Origin of the sequence: Mesorhizobium sp. M1227 (genome assembly GCF_040318315.1) — a bacterium.
Taxonomy (GTDB): domain Bacteria; phylum Pseudomonadota; class Alphaproteobacteria; order Rhizobiales; family Rhizobiaceae; genus Mesorhizobium.
In genome coordinates, this window is the sequence record NZ_JAMYLZ010000038.1 from 1 (window position 1) to 18,859 (window position 18,859).

An 18,859-nucleotide genomic window follows, 5' to 3' on the forward strand; every position below is an offset into this window, starting at 1 on the left:
CATCTCATCGTCGTAATATCCAGCAACGCTGATCGGTTCATCATTGTCGTTGTAAGATCCGACCACGCTGATTTGCCGGCGACGAATCCCGGCAGCCTGAAGCCTGGCCACAGCACGTGCTGCCTGGGCATGGGAATTGAACAGTCTGCTGATTGTTTGCATTTACGCCCAGCCCCGACGCCTGTTAGGAGCGTCGGGCCTCTCCTCCCTGGCTTGAACTCTTCCGCCCGGACGCATCTTCGTCGCGCCAAAAGCTCACCACAACGTGAGCCAGCCGGCTACGTTCCTCAGCCGGGGCTTCGGTCCAATCCCAGAGCGTCTCGCTTGGGACCTAAGTCTGACCAGCTTGGGCGTGCTGAGGCCATGCCGAGCGGGGACGGTCGCCGGCTTGAAGAGAGGGCTCTGATGCTATCGCAGACCCAAAAAGCTCAAAATGGCGATTACGATCACGATCGCGCCGACCAGCCAGATAATGTTGTTCATGATTACGCTCCTTCGCCTACGGGCTGGGCACGCCGAGGCGAAGCCCGCCACGCAAGTAGAACATCAGATATGGCTAAAGCATCCTCGCGGGCCTCGCTGTCGAAAGAGCCCACCGCACCAGTCGGCACGGGCGACGCAGAGTTTCACCCCGGTGGTGGGCAGCAAACGGCATTGCATCCAAAGGCTCAGCTGATGCTTCTGGACCAGTTATCAACCTGGCGCTCTGCCTCTTCCTTGGCGATGCCATATCGCTCCTGGATACGCCCCAAGAGCTGGTCCCGGTTGCCCTCGATCCGATCAAGATCATCGTCGGTGAGGTCACCCCACTGCTCTTTCGCCTTGCCTTTGAACTGCGTCCATTTTCCCTTGATTTGATCCCAGTTCATATGTTCCTCCTTGCTTCCTGGGCCCGCACTGAAGCGGAGCGCGGACCGATCGGCATTGCAATGTCGGTGACGAATGAAGATTAGCAGCCGCTAAAAGTTCCGGTGCCGGCGCAAAAAGCCCGCCGTGCCCGTGCCTGACTGTGAGCTGATGTTGATGATGCCCGGAGCTTGATGCTCTTTCGCGGCACTATCTTATGCCGTTGAAGGCGCTGAGCTTCTTGCTAGTTGGCCTTGGCTGGCAAGCCTCGACAGGCTGCCCAGCAGCATTGTTCTGTCCTTGCCGATCATCAGCACGCCGCTGTCGGGCGCCAACAGTGCCGAGAACGGCAGCATCGCCGCGCCGATCGGCGAAGCCTCGGGGCCGAATTGTCCCGAGACGATTTCCGGCGCCACGATGCCGATGGCGCTGATCCTGTTGAACTGGGTCTGCACCTTTGCCAGCAGCTCGAGATGAATCGGCCGCGGCAGGATGCTGTCGAGGACGATCGCCTCGATGTCGATGACGGAGGTGATGGCGATGATCGCCTCGACCAGCGCATTGGCACAATCGTCGATCCATTCGGACAGCGGCTCGCGCGCCCCCGGCGGCAAGGGATCGAGTTCGCGCACGCGCGAGCGACCGTCGCAGATTGAAGGTAGTGGCGAACTCGGCCGGTGTCTGCCAGGCGATTTGGGAATGCGGCCGCGCGGTGTTGTGTAGTCGGCGCGCCACAGGGCGATGGCGACGCGTGCCTGAGCCAGCGAAGTAAACAGCGTCTCGTTGAGCAGTTCATCGCGCGGTCGGCCGTTGAAGCTCTCGATGAAGCCATTATCCGGCATGATGTTCTTGGTGCCATCGTTTGTTCGGTACGTCAGGTTCGGTAAGCTTGGCGCATCCGGGCCACGGGGCACCGGGAGCACGCTAGTGCGGGCAGGCCGTCGTATGCAGATGAACTGCGAGTTCGAGCACATTATCTGGCCGCCCCTACGACTCGCCCGGATGCGCTGCGAGCGCGGATCCGTATTTGTCGTGTTGCCCGCTCGCTCCCTGTTCGTGACCAACGATGGAGGGAGCCGTGCGTATTATCGGCATGGACATACACCGCGTTGTAATGGCATTCGACGCGGTTCTGATCCGCCCAGGAGAGGATGGCGTTCGAGGTGAACTCGCTGCCATTGGCGGGGGCGAGCAAGCAAAGCAGGTAGTCTCGAGAATAGTATTTGCTCGCCGTACCTCCGCGTGGCTCGCCGAACCAGACTTCGCAATCGGCCTGGTCCCAGCCCCAGAGGCACGTCGCCCACGCCGTTGACGCAGAATACGATGTTCGGGTTTGCTGTTTTTTGGGTCTGAGAGTTGTGGGAAGGGCTACGCCGCCCGCGGTATGCGCGACGTGAACGTTGCCCTGGACACCGATACGCTCGTGCCGTTGGCGTCGCTGATAACATCCACCCGGGCCTCGAGCTGCTTCACCAGTGCCTCCACGATGGCTGTTCCCAAGCCGCTATTTGGTGCGCGGCCGGCTGGCTTGCCGGTGCCATTGTCGGAGACCGTCAGTTTCCAGTCGCTGCCATTGGTCTCGTAAGACACCTGGATCAGGGCTGCGGTCTTCTCCCGGGGGAACGCATATTTGATCGCGTTGAGGATAAGTTCGGTGACGATCAGCCCGAAGCTGACCGCCTTCTGCGAGTCGATCCTGCCGGCTTCCGCGGTGACTTTGACGGCGATCGGCTGTGCATCCCCGATCATCGACGAGGCCAGACTGCTGCACAGCTTCGGCAGATAGGAGCCGACGTCGATTTCGTCGATGCCTGCTGAGGTGTGGAGATGGCGCTGCACTTCAGCCACCGACATGACCCGCTGGTGGGCATCTTTCAGATGCTGGCGGGTTTCCTCGGAGGTGACCGAACGGGCCTTCAGCAACAGGATGCTGGCGATAATCTGCAGGCTGTTGGCAACCCGATGCTCCATCTCACGTAGTAGCACATCCTTTTGCCGCAACAGGTCTTCGGTGCGGCCGAGAAGCTCTTCCTTCTCCCGCTCGATGACACGCCGCGCCGTTATGTCGTTGAAGGCGAGAAGGATGGTGACGGCCGAATTGTGGTCGTAAAGTACCTTTCGCGCGTTGAGCAGCATCGTGCGTTTGCCGATGTTGGGGAAATCATACTCGACCTCGAAGCCGTCCATGGCGGTCTTCTCAGGGATGATCGTCTCTAGGAGCAGGCGCAGTGCCGGAATGTCCCACTGGCCGTCGCCTAGCGCATAGAGAAGGGCGCCGTGTGTCTCCTCGGGGTCGACCTTGAAGGTCTGATAGAAAGAGCGGCTGGCCGCCAGCACATGAAACTTTTCGTCGAGGACGAGGAACGGTTCGGCGATCGTGTTGACGATGGCCTGCGACAGCGTCTGCGCGTCCTCGATATTCGCAATTGGGTGGAACAAGGCTCAAGGCCGATCTGGAGGCGCCTTCGCCTCCTCTTCGGCCCTTGTTACACACTTGACGGCTCGTGTCGCGGATTGAATCTAACCGGCGCAGCACGACAACGTGCGAGCCGGACTGTTCGCTGAATCCGGCAAGCGCGCGTAGACCCACTGATGTTGCACGCCAGCTAAATATGCCCGATATCATGGCGGCTGGCAGGGCGAGGTATTCAGTGGCGGCAAATCGTCTAAACGGAATTTACCCATCAGAGCCCGGGCTGGTGGGCATTCCGTTCGCCCCCAATGCCCGTCCGCGCACTTCATTGCCCACCGTCGCTACCATCGTGACGGCGGTTGCGGCGCTGTATTTCGGGCGCGAAGTGTTCCTGCCGATCGCTATTGCGCTGCTTTTGACCTTCGCGCTCGCGCCCGTGGTGTCGGCTCTGAAGCGCGTCGGCATTCCCCGCCTTCCTGCCGTCATCGTCAGTGTGCTCGGTGCATTCGCGGCACTCGCTCTGTTCTCCTTCATTGCCGCGTCGCAGGTCAGCGAACTGGCGCAGAACATCCCGGCCTACCAGACAAATATCCTGACCAAGATCCGCTCGCTCAAGGAAACCGGGGCAGGAGGAGGGATCATTGCCAGATTGAGTCAGGTGATCCAGCGCGTCGGGCAGGAGATCGATCTGCAGGAACCGTCACCGCCCGCCGCCGACGCGCCGAGGCCCGAGCCCGTGCCGGTCGAGATCGTCGCGAGAGAACGGCCACTCGAGATCCTGCAGAACCTCATGGGTCCGTTGATCAGCCCGCTGGCCTCGGCGGTTCTGATCGTCGTTGTCGTCATCTTCATGCTGCTGGAGCGCGAGGATCTGCGCGATCGTTTCATCCGCCTAGTCGGCTATGGTGATCTGCACCGCACCACCCAGGCGCTGCAGGATGCCGGCAAGCGCGTCGGCCAGTATCTGCTGATGCAGCTGGTCCTCAATATCGTCTATGCCATACCGATCGCTATCGGGCTCTGGATTCTGGGCATCCCCAATGCGCTGCTGTGGGGCCTGCCGGCGCTGGCGCTGCGCTTCGTTCCATATATCGGCCCGGTCATCGGGGCGCTCGTACCACTGTTCCTGGCGCTGGCGGTGGCGCCCGGTTGGTCGCTAGTGCTGTGGACCGCCGCCCTCTTCATGGTGATGGAGTTGCTCACCGGAAATGTCATCGAACCCTGGCTTTATGGCGCGCGCACGGGACTCTCGCCATTGGCCATCATCGTTGCGGCGATCTTCTGGACTTGGCTGTGGGGCCCGCTCGGCCTGGTCCTGTCGACGCCCCTCCGTCTGTCTGGTTGTGCTCGGCAGGCACGTGCCGCAGTTCGAATTCCTCGACGTGCTGTTCGGCAACCAGCCAGTGCTCGAACCGCATGCCCGGCTTTACCAGCGGCTCCTGGCCGGCGATCCGGACGAAGCCACCGACCACGCCGAAGAGATGCTTGAGAAATATCTGGTCGAGTTCTACGACAAGATCGTCATTCCCGCTTTGTTGCTCGGCGAGCAGGATCGTGTCCGCGGCGTCATGGACGACCAGCAGAGACGGCAGATGGCAGCCAGCGCGCTGACGCTGGTGGCAAATCTCGACGACAGCGCACACGAAGAAGCGGTCGAAGAGGATGAGCCGGCTTTCGCCGAGTATGGCAAGACGGATGTGGGAAAGGAAACAGCCGGGGAGGGCAAGGAAGCCGAGGACGAGATCGAACTGCCTAACGGCGTCGGCATGTCAGTGCTGTGTTGCGGCGGGCGCGGCGAGCTTGATGATGCCGCCGCTGCCATGCTGGCGCAGGTGCTCGAAGTTCAAGGCGCGACGGTGTCGACGGCGGGCTTCGCCGATATGGACCCGGCGAGCATTCGCCGGCTCGATCTTGCCGCTGTCGATACCGTCGTTGTCGGCTTCCTCAACCCCGATTCCGTCAAGCACGCCCGCTTCCTGGTGCGCCGGCTGAAGCGCGCCAGGCCGGCGCTCAGGGTTGGCATCGCGTTCTGGTCGGAGGCCGGCAACGACGACAGCGGCGGCAGCACTGGCCGGCGACATCAATGCCGATTTCGTTGCCCATAGCATCGTCGATGCAGTGCGCGGCGCGCTGTCAAGCGAGCCGCCGGTAGCGCTCAAGCTCGCAGCCAAGCGTCGCTTGCGCCGGCAGCCGTCCGTCACGAAGAAAGCGCCGCTTGCGGTTGCAAGCTGAGGCCGCGGCGACGACACCGCGGGGCACTCCTGGCGCGCGGGTTATTGATCCCAGCGATGGCCAGCGGTCAGGCAGACAGCTGCTCAACACCAGTACGGCGAACGAAGAACCGACCGCACAGCCAATGACGGCAAGCATCTGGCCATCCAGTTCGAACTCGTCAAGGACAGTACGATAGCAGGCCCAGCCCGCCGATGGACGGGCACGGCCCTCTGTGCGCAACGGCGCACTATGTCGCCGTCCGATCAGCACGCACAAATACGAGCGGCAGGCTTTTCTAGGGTCGGAACAAGAATTGTTCCCAGCGACACGATAAGGTCGAACGGAGCATGAACTTCATGCGGCGTGGCGGAACCGAGCCGGAAATCTGAGCGGCCGGAAGCCTTCTGGCATCTGATGATCTGCATACCAACTGTAGATGTGTAGATGCCGGTCACATTGATGTGTTCCCAGCTCAGCGGCGAGACGCGCTTCAGCAGGTGATCCGGAACCTCGCGATGCATTTTGCCCAAGTGAGTGACGGCCCGTTCGATATAGACCGGATCCCAATGCACGATCGCGCTAACGACGAGGTTGAGGCCGGAGGCGCGGAACGCTTGGCTTTCGAATGATCGGTCGCGGGATTTCGCCGCGCTCGTGGAAGAAGACGGCGCACTTCAGTTAATGCGCACCTTCGCCCTTGAGGCCGGCTTGGCAGCGCGGACGTCGCACCGGTCACACACTTGGATTTGAAGGCTAGCGGGACATTAGCAATCAAGCAATTAAACCGGAAGGAGTACGCCAGCCGCAGACTGGCCGAGGAGTCCAGCATAGAGACCCGCGAATCTCGGGTCTTTATACGAATTACGAGATACGAATTACGAGCAAAGTGCAGCGCTCCTACAATGCCGGCGGCGAAGGAAATGTTGCAGTAGCGTGCATCGGAACGAGCAAGTAGCGCCAATTGTCGAGCGCCCGCGCGGCGCGGCAGAAGCTGCCGTGGTCCGCCGCCGCAATGGCGTAACGAAGCTGCGGATGTCGAACGTTATGCTCAAAATTGGCTTTTCGATCGAAGAGGTGGCGTTGCTTTTCGGCCACCGCCCTCTTCAGCCTGAAGTGGCGATCAGCCCAATTATGAGGGGCAGGGACGTAGGCGGCCTCCCGCTTCTCCTCCTGAACCACGGCTGAACGCCGCCTTCAGCATCGGTTCGAACGGCATCTCCTAAAACGAAGCCGTTCAACTCGCGGTCCCGTCCGCCAAAGGAGACGCCCTCATGATCCGCAATTCTTTCATCGCAACCGCGCTCGCCGCTCTTGTCGGCATTGTCGTCGCTGCCCCAGCCATGGCCAACGACGTGAGCATCGAGCAGTATGGCTGGTCTAATTCGGCTGGCGGCGCCCAGAACGGCTTCAAGAACCGTATCCGGGTTTACCAGAACGGCCGCTTCAACAAGGTGATCGGCCAGCAGCGCGGCCGCCACAACCTTTCGGCCATTGGCCAGCAGGGGATCGGCAACCACGGCGCCACCTATCAAAATGGCAACCGCAACGTGGCCGGCATCGCCCAGTTCGGCTCGAACCACACCACCATCTTAACCCAGGACGGCAACGGCAACATTGCTGCCGGCGTGCAGGTGGGCCACGGCTGCGACGCCGATGTCAGCCAGGGTGGCAGTGGCAATGTCGCCGCTTTCGTCCAGGCCTGCCCATAAACACGGCAATGCCGGGCGGCCCGTAGTCCGCGGCCGCGGCCCACGAACGCCAAGGAGACGAATATGCCACACATCGTGAAGCATCCCCGCCGCGTCATGGCCGCGCTCGCCCTGGTTCTGATCCCGGCCGGCGCGCTGGCGGCCATGGCCACCGCCGATCAGTCCCTCGGGCCGGTGCGCTGCGAGATCCGCGCTACGCCGGAAGTCGACATGGTCTCGTTGGAGGCGCTCGCCTATGCCGACAAAAGCGTGAGCGGCACCTACTCGTTCCATGTTGAAAGTGCCGCTCGCACCGGCGGCACCAATATCGAGCAGGACGGCGCCTTCAGCGCAGCGCCCGGCAAGCCAGCTACGCTCGGCGCCGTCACCCTTGACGCGAAGGGCGCCGTCTATGATGCTAGGCTCGAGCTCACGGTCGATGGCAAGAGCATCAGCTGTGCCGAGCGGCTCGGCGGCGCGACCTGATCGCATCGCCAGATTTACGAAAAGGGCGTCGGCAATCGGCGCCCTTTTTCTATGTGCGTCAGGCCGGGAGAAAAAATGACTGAACGACAGCTGAACGAAGGATTCCGGGAGGGTTCAGCCACCAAATGAGAAGGTTGGCCATAGGCTGGGCAGCCGGAAAATGGAGACCAAAGATGACCCGCAATATGTTCAAAACTCTTGCCGCCGTTCTCGTTGCCGGCAGCATCGGCCAGGCGGCGTTGTCCGCACCGGCTTACGCGGGCGGCTGGGTTTCGGCGACATTTGCCCCCGGCAACGCCCGCGACGCCCGCGCTCTGGCGACTGGACTGCGCTTCTATTCGTTGTATCGCGGCCTGCATGGTGCCAGCATTCGTCAGTCCGGACAGCGAAACGCAGCTGGCATCGGACAAAACGGTCGCGGCAATCTGGGCATCATCCAGCAGGAGGGCAATGGCCATTCCGCCACGCTGCAGCAGAACGGCAATGAGAACGCCTACGGTATCTTCCAGTTTGGCCGAAACACCGACGCCAATGTCGCGCAGAACGGCAATGGCAGTGGTGGCGCTACTTTCAGCTATGGCTGGTAGCGGCCGACCGATCGAGACTCGGGCCCAGAGAATCGTTGCGCGTCGCCCAGCGGCTCGCTTGCCTGGCGGCAGTTTCCAATGTGCTGGCGGTCGCACCAATGGGCGCGCGCGGAGTAGGTGCGATCCGAAGGCCTGCCAGCTGCTTCCCGCTCTTTTCCGTGAACGACCATGTGAGGTCTAGAACGCGAGGGCGGGCATTCATCGCGCTTTAGGTATCCAGTCCCGGAGCGCCGACTGACAACGCCACGTGGCGCGCTCGCGCGGTCTTATGACGCTTGAGCCGAATCCCATGAACCTTCATAGTTCCATTTTGACTGTTTCATGCACGGCGAGATAGAAGTCTCGCTTTCAATTGCTGGATACCGCCGATCTGAACCGCTTTTTTTAGACGAAATTGTGCCGCAAAGCGGCGCGAGATTCTGTTTTGCAACGTCTGCGGAAGATTTCTGTCTCTGCAGCGTTATTGTTTGTACGGATGGCGGATTGTCATGCTGACGCTCCAGAAATTCCTCTGCCTCTTCCTCCTCGTCGTTTTCGTGGCCGCTTCGGCGACGGGGGCTCACGCCCAGGGTGAAAAACGCCTCGCTTTCGTCATCGGCAATGCCGCCTATCCTTCGGGCACGTGACGCCGGCCAATGATGCCGGCCTGATCGCACAGACCTTACAGGCGGCGGGGTTCGATGTGGTCGGCGCCCGCGATGTCGACCAGGAATCGCTGCGTGGCGCGCTGCGCGATTTCCTCGGCAAGGTTTCCGCCGCCGGTTCCGATGCGGTCGTCTTCGTCTATCTCGCCGGCCGTGGCGTGCAGTTTGAAGGCGAGAACTATTTCTTGCCAATCGATGCCCAGATCGCCAATCCAACCGACGTCCCGCTTCAGGGAATGCGGCTCTCAGATGTCTCGAAGTCGCTGGCCGGACTGCCGACCAAGGTCAACATCGTCGTGCTAGATGCGGCGCGGCCGAATGCATTCCCGCAGATGAAACAGCCGCTGGCCGGCGGCCTCGCGCTGGTCGATCCCGATCCGAACATGCTTATCGCATTCAATGCCGCTCCGGGAACCGTCGCGCCAGAGGGCAAGGGACCGTACGGCGCCTACGCCCAGGCGCTGGCCGAGATGATGCGCGAAGGCGGTCTGCCGCTTGACGATGTTTTCGATCGCACGCGCCTTCGCGTCAACGGGGTGACCCAGGGCGCGGAAGTTCCGTGGAACGCCTCAAAGATCACGGCGCCCTTCGTCTTCTTCGACCGCGCTCCGGATGCGCCCGCGCCCAAGGTCTCGGAGGCTGAGTCTCGGGCCAACCGGACCAGGGAGATCCGCGACTTCGACGCCCACGACGCCTATGTTGCGGCCCTCGACCACGACACGCTCCGCGGTTACGAGGATTTCGTCGGCGCTTTCCCACACGATCCAATGGCCAAGCGCGTGCGTGCCATCATCGCTGCGCGGCGCGAAGCGATCACTTGGCGCGAAACCTGGCTCCAGGATACGCCGGAAGCCTACTGGTCGTACCTCAATCGCTATCCGCACGGTCCGCACGCCTGGGATGCCCGCCGGCGGCTGGAGCATTTCGATGCAGCGCTGGAGCCGCCGGAGGATTTCACCGTCTACGCCTACGATGTGCCGCCACCGGAGGAGGAAATCATCTATGTCGATCGGCCCGTACTCTATTTCGGCGATCCCGATTTCCATTTCGAGCCGCCGCCGCCTGTCGCAGTGATCTTCCTGCCGCCGCCTCCGCCGGACTTCATTGTGTTGGCGCCACCACGGCCGGCAGTCGATATTTTCGTGTTGCCGGTGCCCGTCTTCGTGCCGGTGCCGGTATGGGTCAACCCGCCGCGCAACATTGTGCCACCGCGCGATAACATCGTCTTCAACAACATCCACAACACCACCATCATCAACAACAGGACGATCAACAACGAGACCAACGGTGAGGCTGGGCAGGCCAATGGTAACGCGCCGGGCGGCCTTACTACCGCCCAAAAGCTAGGCGCTGCCGAGGGTCTAGGAGCGGCCGCGCTAACGGCAAAAGTGGCGCTGCCGCCGCTGCTGCAGAAGAAGGCTGCACTCTCCAACCGGAACCCTGCCGCCCTGGGCAAGCTCGGCCAGGGGGCTGCGCAAGGCAAGCAGCCTGGAGGCGCAAAGCCGCTATCGAAGACGCTCTCAATGGATCATGCTTTGCCGGGAGCGAATGGCAGGGCGCTGCCGCTCGTCAACGGCAAACCGCCGGTGCTCAACGGGCAGAATTTACCCAACAACAGGTCCAAGAAGCTGCTTAGCGAGCGAGGGATCTTGGGTGGCAGCCAGCAGTCTACGGGAAATGCCGGCGCTGGCGTTACCGGACAGGGGAATGGTCAGCAGAACGGAGCCGACAATGGGCTGGGCAAGAACGGCAAGTTCCGCAAGCTGCCGACCGTCAACGGTGCACCGGCCGGGCAGAGCCTGAGCGCGCAGGAAAAGTTCAAGAAGAACAACCCAGCTGTCCTCTCCGACCAGGGTGGCGGCAAGCCGAAGAAGCTGACCCGCACGGATCTGTCTGCAGGCCAGGCCGTTGTCGGACCGAGTGATCTGGCGCCGGGCAACGGGAACAAGAAGTTTCGCAAGCTGCCGACCGTCAACGGTGCGCCAGCCCGGCTGGGCCAGAGCGCGCAGGAAAAATTCAAGGAGAACAATCCACCTGACTTTTCCGACCAGGGTGGCGGCAAGCCGAAAAAGCTGACGCGCAAGGACCTGTCCGCAGGCCAGGCCGTTGTCGGACCGAGTGATCTGGCGCCGGGCGACGGGAACAGGAAGTTTAGCAAGCCGCAGAACGGCGGTGGAGGTTCCGCCGGCGCGGAAGTCAACGTCCAGCGGAACTTCAAAGTCAACAAGCCGAACGAGGATCCGCAGCGCCAGCTCAAGCTGCAGGAAAAGTCGAACCTGCAGGTTTTCTCCAAGCCGCAGAAGTCTGAGTTTCACGCGCCGCCAAAGCCCCAAATGCAAGAGCGAGGCCTGCCGCAGAAGCCGGAGTTTCATGCCCAGCCGAAGCCGGAATTCCATGTCCAGCCCAAGCCCCAGATGCAAGAGCGACGACTGCCGAAGCAGCCGCCAGGCAAGAAGCCGTCCTGCGGGCATCCGGGCGAGCCGGCCTGCAGCAAATAGGAGCGCGGAAGCAATCGGGGCGCCGCAGTGGATCGGTGGGGCTCTAGATGGACAGGAAATACGGACAAGGTTCTGTTCGCGTCACGCTCACCCGATGAGCGCCGGGTCGCCGGGCACCTGGTGCATTTCTGTATTCTCTTGATGAAAGCCTTCTGATGACAGCCTTCGCCCTGGAAAAGCGATTCAGGCCGAAGTTGGCGCGACTGGCATAAGTTACGGAGCGAATATTCGGCTTCAGTTCCTATGCCGTTACTGCGATCGATCGATGTGACGCCAATAGCTGAAGCGTTTCTGTTGCTGCCGGAGATGCAAGATCCAGTGATTTAATGGCTTCGACCTGGTTTTGCGCAGGTTCTTCGTCAATGCGTAGAAATCGATTTCGAAGGAGGCTGCTCATCTGAGACAGCACCAAATGTTCTTGGGCTGCCATTATTGTTTGGATAAGACCACGGCGCGCTATCCATGAAAAAGATCCGGGAGCTCGAGATTTATCATGCACTGCGGAACCTTGCCGACGTGACGCGGTGCCGATCGAAAGCTGGTAGACCTCCTCCATCCGCGCGTGACAGAAGTTCAAAGCGTCGAGAAGTGCGATGATATCTGGTGCGTTCGCTACGAGACCACCGTCAATGTACTCGCTAGGGCCAATCTTCTTCGTCGGAAAAAAAGTCGGCGCCGCCGCGCTTGCGAGTATGGCATCTTCGATGCTCACTGCGCTGGCCGCTTTCCCCGCAATGCCTTTGGAACGGAAGATACTCGTTTCGCCTGTGGAGTAGTTGATGGCCGTGATGATGAGCGGAGGTTCGTAGTCGCTGAGTAGCGTTTCGGCAACGGGCTTGCCGAGCGTCTTACGAATAGCCTCAAGGATTGGAACCGGACTATAGAGTGCCGCGACCACAAGCCGTTTGACCCCAGTGGCGATACCACGAGCGAAGACCGACGGTCCGTAGTCTTTCATTATTGCCGCCAATGTCGTCGCTGGAACGGATGCTGAAAGGCCGGCAGCAAGAAGCGCGCCGATAGAGGTTCCAGAAATGATGTCGAAGCGGTTATTGCACCGAACGTTGAACTTTGACTCGCATGCGGCGAGAAACTCGGCGCCGAAGAGCCCTCGTAGCCCCCACCGCTCAGTGCCAAGATCTGAAATCTATTGGGAGCGGACTGCGCCATTTCACTTGCGAACAAAGTCTTCAGGATTTTCTACCGTGAGCCCCGGGATTTCTGCGTGCCCATCCTGATGGTAGTCCACGTAGACAAATGGGAAATCTCCCCTCCCAACCAACGCTGTTGCGATCTCAACCTTTGTCGCGCTAGGCACATCGAATGGCCGACCGTCGGGGTGTCAATATGTGATCCTCATGTCAAGCAAATCCCCCCAGCGTGCGGCGATCCGATGGTCCATCGCAATGATCCGGTCATCGCGCGCGAAATCTTCGAACAGCCTGCTTGCCTGGTCGATGAAGTCTCTGATCACCGGCACGGGATGCACGGCGGCTTCGGGCTTTGCCCGTGCCGCCGTGAGCGCTTGTTCAAGTTGCCATCTGATGGTCATGGGCGTCACTGCACTGATGCAGATATCGTCTGCATAGATGACGCGCGAGTCTGCGGATTCTAACCAAAGTTCAGCGGTGAGGTTACGCCTCTTGATCACGTCAAAGATGCACTGGGAGCTCATCAAATAGCGCGACATGAACGACGACTAAAATACACGTCCGCGTCCGCCAACAGTCTCCTCTTGAGACCGAGGCTCAAGACGCATCTTCACAACGCTTGCATCGAGCGGCTTTAGCTGTGCAAGCAATGCACTCGCGGGCCTTCGCCGTGCAGTTTTGCGTTCTGTTCCATCGCGAACTGAGTCAATCAACGAGAGTATGGTATCCGACGATAGGACAAACGCCGCCTGAGGCAAATTGTCGACGCGCCCAGCCCTTGCAATCACCAGAGAACGCCATCACGACGTTGCGCCCATCAGCAAAATACCCGGGGGCGAATTCGACCGGCGATGCCATGCTGATCAGTCCGGTCGCGCCGAACACGATCCCGAAGACGATGCTCTTTGCCCAGAAGGAACGCTCGAGACGGTCACCCAGAAAGGCGAGGAAAAGCACGGCGAGAATGACTACCGCTGCGCTTTCGATCATGTTGATGACTGACATCATCCCGGTAGTCCGTGACATCTGAGCAAGGTCTGGCAGCACCGTAGGTGCCATTGCGTCAACGATTTATTAAGGATCTCGCACTCCCGTTGACGGAACTCCACCCGACAGGTAGGGAAGGAAGATGGTTTCGCCACCGGCAGCTATGGTCCATGCGCCATAGGGACCCACTGCTGTCGCGCCCGCTCGATGTTGCGGCCGGCAATGCGAATGGCCAGAATGAGCAGTTATGAAGCCATAAAGACCGAGACGGCGAAGGTCGACTTCGGTCACTATTTGCCCTTGAAGTTCCCCAGCGCGAGAGTTTGCGAGCGTTGGAAATGCTCGCTACGCTGGCCGACTGATGCCCAGTCGTCTCATTTCCCGATAAACGGTCGATCGGCCGAGACCCAATTGCCGCGCAGCTTCAGCCGGCGATACCTCGGCCTTGATCAGCTTGATTCAGGTCGAGCGGTTGTCGCCCAGGTCGTTTCCCTTTCGCCCGTGCAGCAGCCACCCCGTCTTTCGTGCATTCCGAGATCAGCCGTCGTTCGAAATGAGCGATGGCGCCGAACACGTGGAAGATCAACTCGCCGGCGCCGAGGACGTATCGATCTTCTCCTCAAGGCTGAGAAGGTCGATCTGTCGCCCCCGCAGCATCTTCACCGTTTCCAGCAGCTCCGCCAGCGAGCGTCCGAGCCGGTCGAGCCGCACGACGGCCAGGGTGTCGCCAGCGCGGGCATAATCTAGTAGCTCGGCCAAGCCCGGCCGGTCCATGCTCCTGCCGGAATTGACGTCGGAGAAGACCTTGATGGCGCCGGCTTGCTCAAGCCGCATGCTCTGGCCGGGCGAGATGCGGGAGCGGCTGTGGAAGCGCTTCCGGGAACATGCCGGGCCACCGCCCAAGGACATGCCAAGAGGTATCACGCCCGCAGCGTTGGGGGTTTATCGCACTGCCCCTTGGGCGGCTAATTTGTGCTTTTCAAAGATCGCTACCTTCTGCGGATAAGTGATCCGCACCTTGGCGTTGCACCCGTTGCATCTGAAGTGCGCGATCGTTCTTAGCGCAGAGCCCTTCCTTACCGCCGGATGCGAGCAATCCGGACAATCGAATGTGAGGGCAACATCAGACAAGTCTTGGGCTAAACCCATTTCCATCCCCTTCACAAGCGCTGTGGCTACACTTTGGCGGGCGTCAATGGCCAATACAGATGCGAATCCGGCTATGCCAAAGTAGGGCTAACAATTCGCCTCCCAACGCCGCCAAGCTAGTGGGCCGTCTCTGAGCCCTTTGAGGGACGAAAAGACCTAACGTCCTCCAGCAGTTCGCGCTCGTTGGTAGTAATGTTTCGGAAGACTGCGACAATTGCCACCGCTAAGGCCTCGGCGTCCCGGCTTAAAGGGTCGATGAGATCATCTGCGCAAACCTGATCAAACACGCTTTCACAAATAGCCAGATCAATATGGCTGAGGCAGGTGCGAGCGAAACGCGGACGCAGCATCTGTGCGAACCTTTCAGGGCCCGCTGCCCGTGGTTGCGGCGGGCCTCTTTTTGCTGATGAACCGCTGGGGCGTTTGTTGAAATGAGGTGACTCGCTGACTGGTACTTTCAATAATCCTAAAATCAGCGCACACTCGCGAGCTCTAGACGTCCAGCTTTGTTCTGGGACATGAAATCCTTGCCGGAATTCCGCCGCCTCTTTCGGAGTTCGCATGCAACCAAATTTACTGTATTGATCAAGAATTGTCCTGCGACGAGCTTCGCTGTCGAGCTTTGCGGTCATTTCGGTGGACTCCTCAACTAATTTCACGACGACCGATTCTATACGTACCAAGTTGAAGAGTGTCGTTAGCTTCCCATCCAGAAACTTATCTCGGAATGCATTTCTTCCGTAAACCAGCTTGATTGCCGTTTCAGTCGACTCGAGTTCACCAGCCTTGCCAGATCCTGAAGTACATCCCATGATTGAGAGGGGCATGGGGCATAGCCGATTCGGATATGGCACCACGCGATGGACACTAAGAGGAGAGACGAGGCCCCTGCGAGGCAGCCGCGGGACCTCGATCGGCGTCGTTGGCCACGCGAAGGTCAGTCCCACAATGAGGACGCTTCGTCGCTCGCGTCGGTGTCTGAACCTCTGTCCTTTTCAACGCTCGAACTAGCGCCAAAGGATCAATTAGCCGCTTGGCAGGCGCATATGGCGCCGCTGATAGAGGTCAGGTTGCCGGATGACAAATCGCTGAACGATGGCTTTCCCGCGGACCACACGGCTTGGAATCTCGGTGGCATGCTGATCGTTCAACAGCGCGCACCGGCACATAGTTATATGCGTTCTGCCGCGAAGCTTCGGTCCAGCTCGATCGATCACTGGTATATCGCCTTTCCACGTACTGGCCGGTCGTGGACGGAGGTCGATCGCCGCGTAGCGGAGAACCAGCCGGGCAAATTGGAGATCAGATCGCTTGGCTACCCGTTTCGCGGGAGGACAACGGACTCCGAAAGTCTCTTTCTCTATTTGCCGCGCGATTTGTTCGCCGATGCGGCGGCAACCCTGGACGCCAAGAACAATTCAATTCTGTCCGGCAACTTTGCCAACCTCTTGCTCGACTACGTCAATGGCATAGAAGCAAGACTGCGCAGCCTCACGGCTGACGATCTGCCCCGCATCGTGCACGCAACACGCAGCATGATTATTGCCTGCCTCGGGCCTCCGGCGGAACAGGCTGCGGCCGTCGAACAATTGACGGGTGTCGCGCTAATGGAGCGAGCGCGTCGATACGTCCACCACAATCTGGATGCGGCTCATTTGACACCGGATTCGATGTGCCGGGCGCTCGGCGTCTCGCGCTCTCGTCTCTATCAGTTGTTCGAACCAAGCGGTGGTGTTCTCCATTACATACAAAGTCGCCGCCTTCTGGCAGCCCATGTTGCGCTAAGCGATCCGGCGGACAGCCGGCGCATTGTTGAAATTGCTGAAGCCTTCGGGTTTAGTTCAGCGGCTAATTTCAGCCGGGCATTCAGCAAGGAATTCGGTTACAGCCCCCGCGAAGGCCGCAGCACTGTGGTGTTGCCGCGCCCCGCCAACTCTGTTTCGCTTGCCGGACAGGAGAAAGCCTCTTCCTTTGAAGGTTGGCTCAAAGCGCTCGGAAGCTGAGTACAGGATCGGCGATGCTGATGGGGCGGGCCCAAAACAGGCTTGCCGGGGCGGGGAAGACCACGCCGCACAATATCTTCGTGTCGCGTCCACCGCGCCATCAATCACATAGCTGATTCCCGCCAATTCGCGATTTATTAACGAACTGTGACTGTTCGACGTTACCGATAATTTGTCGCCAGTCACGACGGAGCATACATTGCAACTGCGCTGCATGCGGCACTTGTTAAGACTGCGAGTGGAAAGTTTGCTAAGGTTGACAGTTATGCTATTCCTAGATTGGGGGCGCGAATTTGCACCGCCTATGGAGGTGGCTCTTGCGCCCACAGGCATCAGGCGTCGGCACGGAGAGTGAGGGGCCTTCCTCGAGCGATGCTCCACGTGCCGGCGATGGGATACTCGCTGACCTTTTGGCGAACACGACCGAACTTTTGTCAATCTATGACCGCGACTTCCGCCTGACGCACTACGCAACCAGGCTCAAGGGCGTGTACGGAGGCGCGGTGGCGCTGGGCGCCGCCGTATGGGAGATCTACCCGAGCTTTCTCAATGCGAGGTATCGCGACGATTTCCTTCGTGTGTTCCAGGGCGGCTCTCCGGCAAGCATCGACTTGCCGTCATCATCAGGCGAAGCGCCCCGGTCCGTTTTCGTCTTCCCCACTGCAAATGGTGTGGGAATCATCGAATCAAGGGAACGCGGCGGGCGGAGCGCGGCGGAAGAGCAGGAGCATGTAGTTCTGCTCCATCAGGCAACGCACGACGTGCTGACCGGACTGCAGAATCGGCGGCGATTCGGTGAACGGCTGCAGCAAGCACTGGCGGCCATCGGCGGACCAAAGCCGAAAGCCGCCCTGCTGCAAATCGACCTCGACGATTTTAAAGCGGTCAACGACACGCTCGGTCATGGAGCAGGCGATACGCTTCTTCAACTCGCGGCAGGTCGAATCCGCGACGCGCTGCAGGACGGCGAATCTGCGTATCGGTATGCCGGCGATGAGTTCGCTGTCATCCAATTGGGAAAGGATCAGCCCGCGGAAGCCGAGCGCCTCGCTGGATCGCTTGTCGATGCGTTCAAGGAACCGTTTGTCATCAACGGCATTCCCGTCTTCGTCGGCTCGAGTATCGGAATTGCTTTCGGGCCGGAGCACGGGACCGACGGCGAGCAGTTGATGAAAGCCGCCGACATTGCTCTTTACGCAGCCAAGACGGATGGACGCGGTTGCGCTCGAACGTTCAACCGTTCGATGCTGCTCTTGCTCGAGCAACGCGAGAATCTGAGGCGCAGCCTTCGAACCGCGCTGGAGCGCGGCGAGCTTTATCTTGAGTATCAGCCGCTCATTCGACCTCCCGCGTCGGTGATCGGATTCGAAGCGTTACTGCGGTGGCGGCACCCCGAGGTCGGAATCATTCCACCCAGCGTGTTCATACCGATCGCCGAGGCGGACGGTCTGATGGACGAGATTGGACGATGGGTGCTCGAGGAAGCCTGTCGCCAGGCATTGACGTGGCCTTCCTCGCTGACGGTCGCAGTGAACGTGTCGCCGGCTCAGTTCCTTAGCGGTTCGCTAACGGATACGGTTGCTCAAATCATCGACTCAGTTGGAATCCGGGCTGACCGACTTGAACTCGAGATAACCGAGCAGGTTCTTCTTGAGAAGACGATCGATAATATCGACACCTTAAATACTCTGAACGTCTTGGGAATACGAATTTCGCTCGACGATTTTGGGACATACTATTCATCATTAAGCTACCTTAAGAATTTCCCCTTCGATACTTTGAAGATCGATCAGTACTTTATTGCGGACTTGGAGACCGATCTCAAAAGCCAAACGATCGTGCGATCGATCATGAATCTGGCGCACGGCCTGGGAATAAATGTCACTGCCGAGGGGGTGGAGACGTCGGCACAGGCACGGTGGCTGATCAAGGAGAATTGCGATTGCCTGCAAGGCAACTTCCTGGGAAAGCCGCTTGGAGCCGAGGCCATCAGCGATTTCATCAAGCGGTCCCCGCTGAGGGTGGTACGAGCGAGGGAGGCAAATCGAGCGCTCTAGCGCCTTGCACCTTTGTTAACGGTGAAGTCGAGTTTTGTAGAACGATCGAGGCAGATACCGTGCATAGCTTCGAGTGGGTGCGAGACTGACTCATCAAGGGCGCGGTGAAATTTTTCTTCGCGGAGGCCCGCGAGGC

General features: G+C 60.0%; 15 protein-coding genes and 4 pseudogenes. 8 read left to right on the forward strand and 11 right to left on the reverse strand.

Translation table 11 applies throughout. The annotated features are described in order from the left end of the window. Positions 1 to 668: 668 nt before the first annotated feature. From NKH28_RS28655 to NKH28_RS28665, 3 genes and pseudogenes are all read right to left on the reverse strand, one after another. Complete coding sequence (locus NKH28_RS28655) at positions 669 to 869, reverse strand: CsbD family protein (RefSeq protein WP_023719429.1); 201 nt, start codon at positions 867 to 869, stop codon at positions 669 to 671. A gap of 634 nt (positions 870 to 1,503) precedes the next feature. Further along, a pseudogene (locus tag NKH28_RS28660) lies at positions 1,504 to 1,679 on the reverse strand (integrase core domain-containing protein); the annotation flags it as partial. A gap of 535 nt (positions 1,680 to 2,214) precedes the next feature. Continuing rightward, positions 2,215 to 3,285, reverse strand: a complete 1,071-nt coding sequence (locus NKH28_RS28665) for a sensor histidine kinase (RefSeq protein ID WP_352542273.1) — start codon at positions 3,283 to 3,285, stop codon at positions 2,215 to 2,217. Between the two features lie 212 nt (positions 3,286 to 3,497). On the opposite strand from NKH28_RS28665, the pseudogene NKH28_RS28670 reads away from it, so the two are divergent. Beyond that, positions 3,498 to 5,491: pseudogene (locus NKH28_RS28670) on the forward strand (AI-2E family transporter). A 336-nt stretch (positions 5,492 to 5,827) separates the two neighbouring features. On the opposite strand, the pseudogene NKH28_RS28675 reads toward NKH28_RS28670, so the two are convergent. Together NKH28_RS28675 and NKH28_RS28680 are read right to left on the reverse strand one after the other, a co-directional pair. Continuing rightward, positions 5,828 to 6,205: pseudogene (locus tag NKH28_RS28675) on the reverse strand (Tn3 family transposase); the annotation flags it as partial. Positions 6,206 to 6,370: 165 nt separating this feature from the next. After that, the gene (locus NKH28_RS28680) at positions 6,371 to 6,568 is read right to left on the reverse strand and encodes a helix-turn-helix domain-containing protein (RefSeq protein ID WP_352980958.1); all 198 of its coding nucleotides are present in this window, start codon (positions 6,566 to 6,568) and stop codon (positions 6,371 to 6,373) included. Between the two features lie 176 nt (positions 6,569 to 6,744). Here NKH28_RS28680 and NKH28_RS28685 point away from each other — a divergent pair, with 176 nt between their 5' ends. The 5 genes from NKH28_RS28685 (at position 6,745) to NKH28_RS28705 (ending at position 11,376) form a co-directional block, all read left to right on the forward strand. Further along, positions 6,745 to 7,182, forward strand: coding sequence for a curlin (locus NKH28_RS28685; protein ID WP_352542270.1), 438 nt, complete (start codon positions 6,745 to 6,747; stop codon positions 7,180 to 7,182). Between the two features lie 63 nt (positions 7,183 to 7,245). After that, complete coding sequence (gene csgH / locus NKH28_RS28690) at positions 7,246 to 7,647, forward strand: curli-like amyloid fiber formation chaperone CsgH (RefSeq protein WP_352542269.1); 402 nt, start codon at positions 7,246 to 7,248, stop codon at positions 7,645 to 7,647. A 173-nt stretch (positions 7,648 to 7,820) separates the two neighbouring features. Further along, on the forward strand, positions 7,821 to 8,234 hold the full coding sequence (locus NKH28_RS28695) for a curlin (RefSeq protein WP_352542268.1): 414 nt from the start codon (positions 7,821 to 7,823) through the stop codon (positions 8,232 to 8,234). Positions 8,235 to 8,722: 488 nt separating this feature from the next. After that, positions 8,723 to 8,860, forward strand: a complete 138-nt coding sequence (locus NKH28_RS28700) for a hypothetical protein (protein ID WP_352980959.1) — start codon at positions 8,723 to 8,725, stop codon at positions 8,858 to 8,860. Continuing rightward, positions 8,857 to 11,376, forward strand: coding sequence for a caspase family protein (locus NKH28_RS28705; RefSeq protein WP_352980960.1), 2,520 nt, complete (start codon positions 8,857 to 8,859; stop codon positions 11,374 to 11,376). Before NKH28_RS28700 ends, NKH28_RS28705 begins: the two co-directional genes overlap by 4 nt. A gap of 241 nt (positions 11,377 to 11,617) precedes the next feature. On the opposite strand, the gene NKH28_RS28710 is transcribed toward NKH28_RS28705, so the two are convergent. The 6 genes and pseudogenes from NKH28_RS28710 to NKH28_RS28730 form a co-directional block, all read right to left on the reverse strand. Then, positions 11,618 to 12,523 (reverse strand): CBASS cGAMP-activated phospholipase, encoded by a 906-nt coding sequence (locus tag NKH28_RS28710; protein WP_352542333.1) that lies wholly within the window; start codon positions 12,521 to 12,523, stop codon positions 11,618 to 11,620. Positions 12,524 to 12,718: 195 nt separating this feature from the next. Next, positions 12,719 to 13,066 (reverse strand): PIN domain-containing protein, encoded by a 348-nt coding sequence (locus NKH28_RS28715; protein WP_352980961.1) that lies wholly within the window; start codon positions 13,064 to 13,066, stop codon positions 12,719 to 12,721. Positions 13,067 to 13,232: 166 nt separating this feature from the next. After that, complete coding sequence (locus NKH28_RS28720; RefSeq protein ID WP_352542265.1) at positions 13,233 to 13,535, reverse strand: LytS/YhcK type 5TM receptor domain-containing protein; 303 nt, start codon at positions 13,533 to 13,535, stop codon at positions 13,233 to 13,235. 324 nt (positions 13,536 to 13,859) lie between these two features. Beyond that, a complete protein-coding gene (locus tag NKH28_RS34550; protein ID WP_502906675.1) occupies positions 13,860 to 13,973 on the reverse strand; it encodes a helix-turn-helix domain-containing protein in 114 nt (37 codons plus the stop codon). Next, positions 13,939 to 14,423 (reverse strand): annotated as a pseudogene (locus tag NKH28_RS28725) (recombinase family protein). The gene NKH28_RS34550 and the pseudogene NKH28_RS28725 overlap by 35 nt, the downstream one beginning before the upstream one ends. Positions 14,424 to 14,779: 356 nt before the next feature. Beyond that, on the reverse strand, positions 14,780 to 15,490 hold the full coding sequence (locus NKH28_RS28730) for a hypothetical protein (protein ID WP_352980962.1): 711 nt from the start codon (positions 15,488 to 15,490) through the stop codon (positions 14,780 to 14,782). 33 nt (positions 15,491 to 15,523) lie between these two features. Here NKH28_RS28730 and NKH28_RS28735 point away from each other — a divergent pair, with 33 nt between their 5' ends. After that, positions 15,524 to 16,666, forward strand: coding sequence for a helix-turn-helix domain-containing protein (locus tag NKH28_RS28735; protein WP_502904338.1), 1,143 nt, complete (start codon positions 15,524 to 15,526; stop codon positions 16,664 to 16,666). 410 nt (positions 16,667 to 17,076) lie between these two features. After that, entirely contained in the window at positions 17,077 to 18,723 is a 1,647-nt protein-coding gene (locus NKH28_RS28740; RefSeq protein ID WP_352816285.1) for a putative bifunctional diguanylate cyclase/phosphodiesterase, read from the forward strand. Positions 18,724 to 18,859 lie beyond the last annotated feature (136 nt).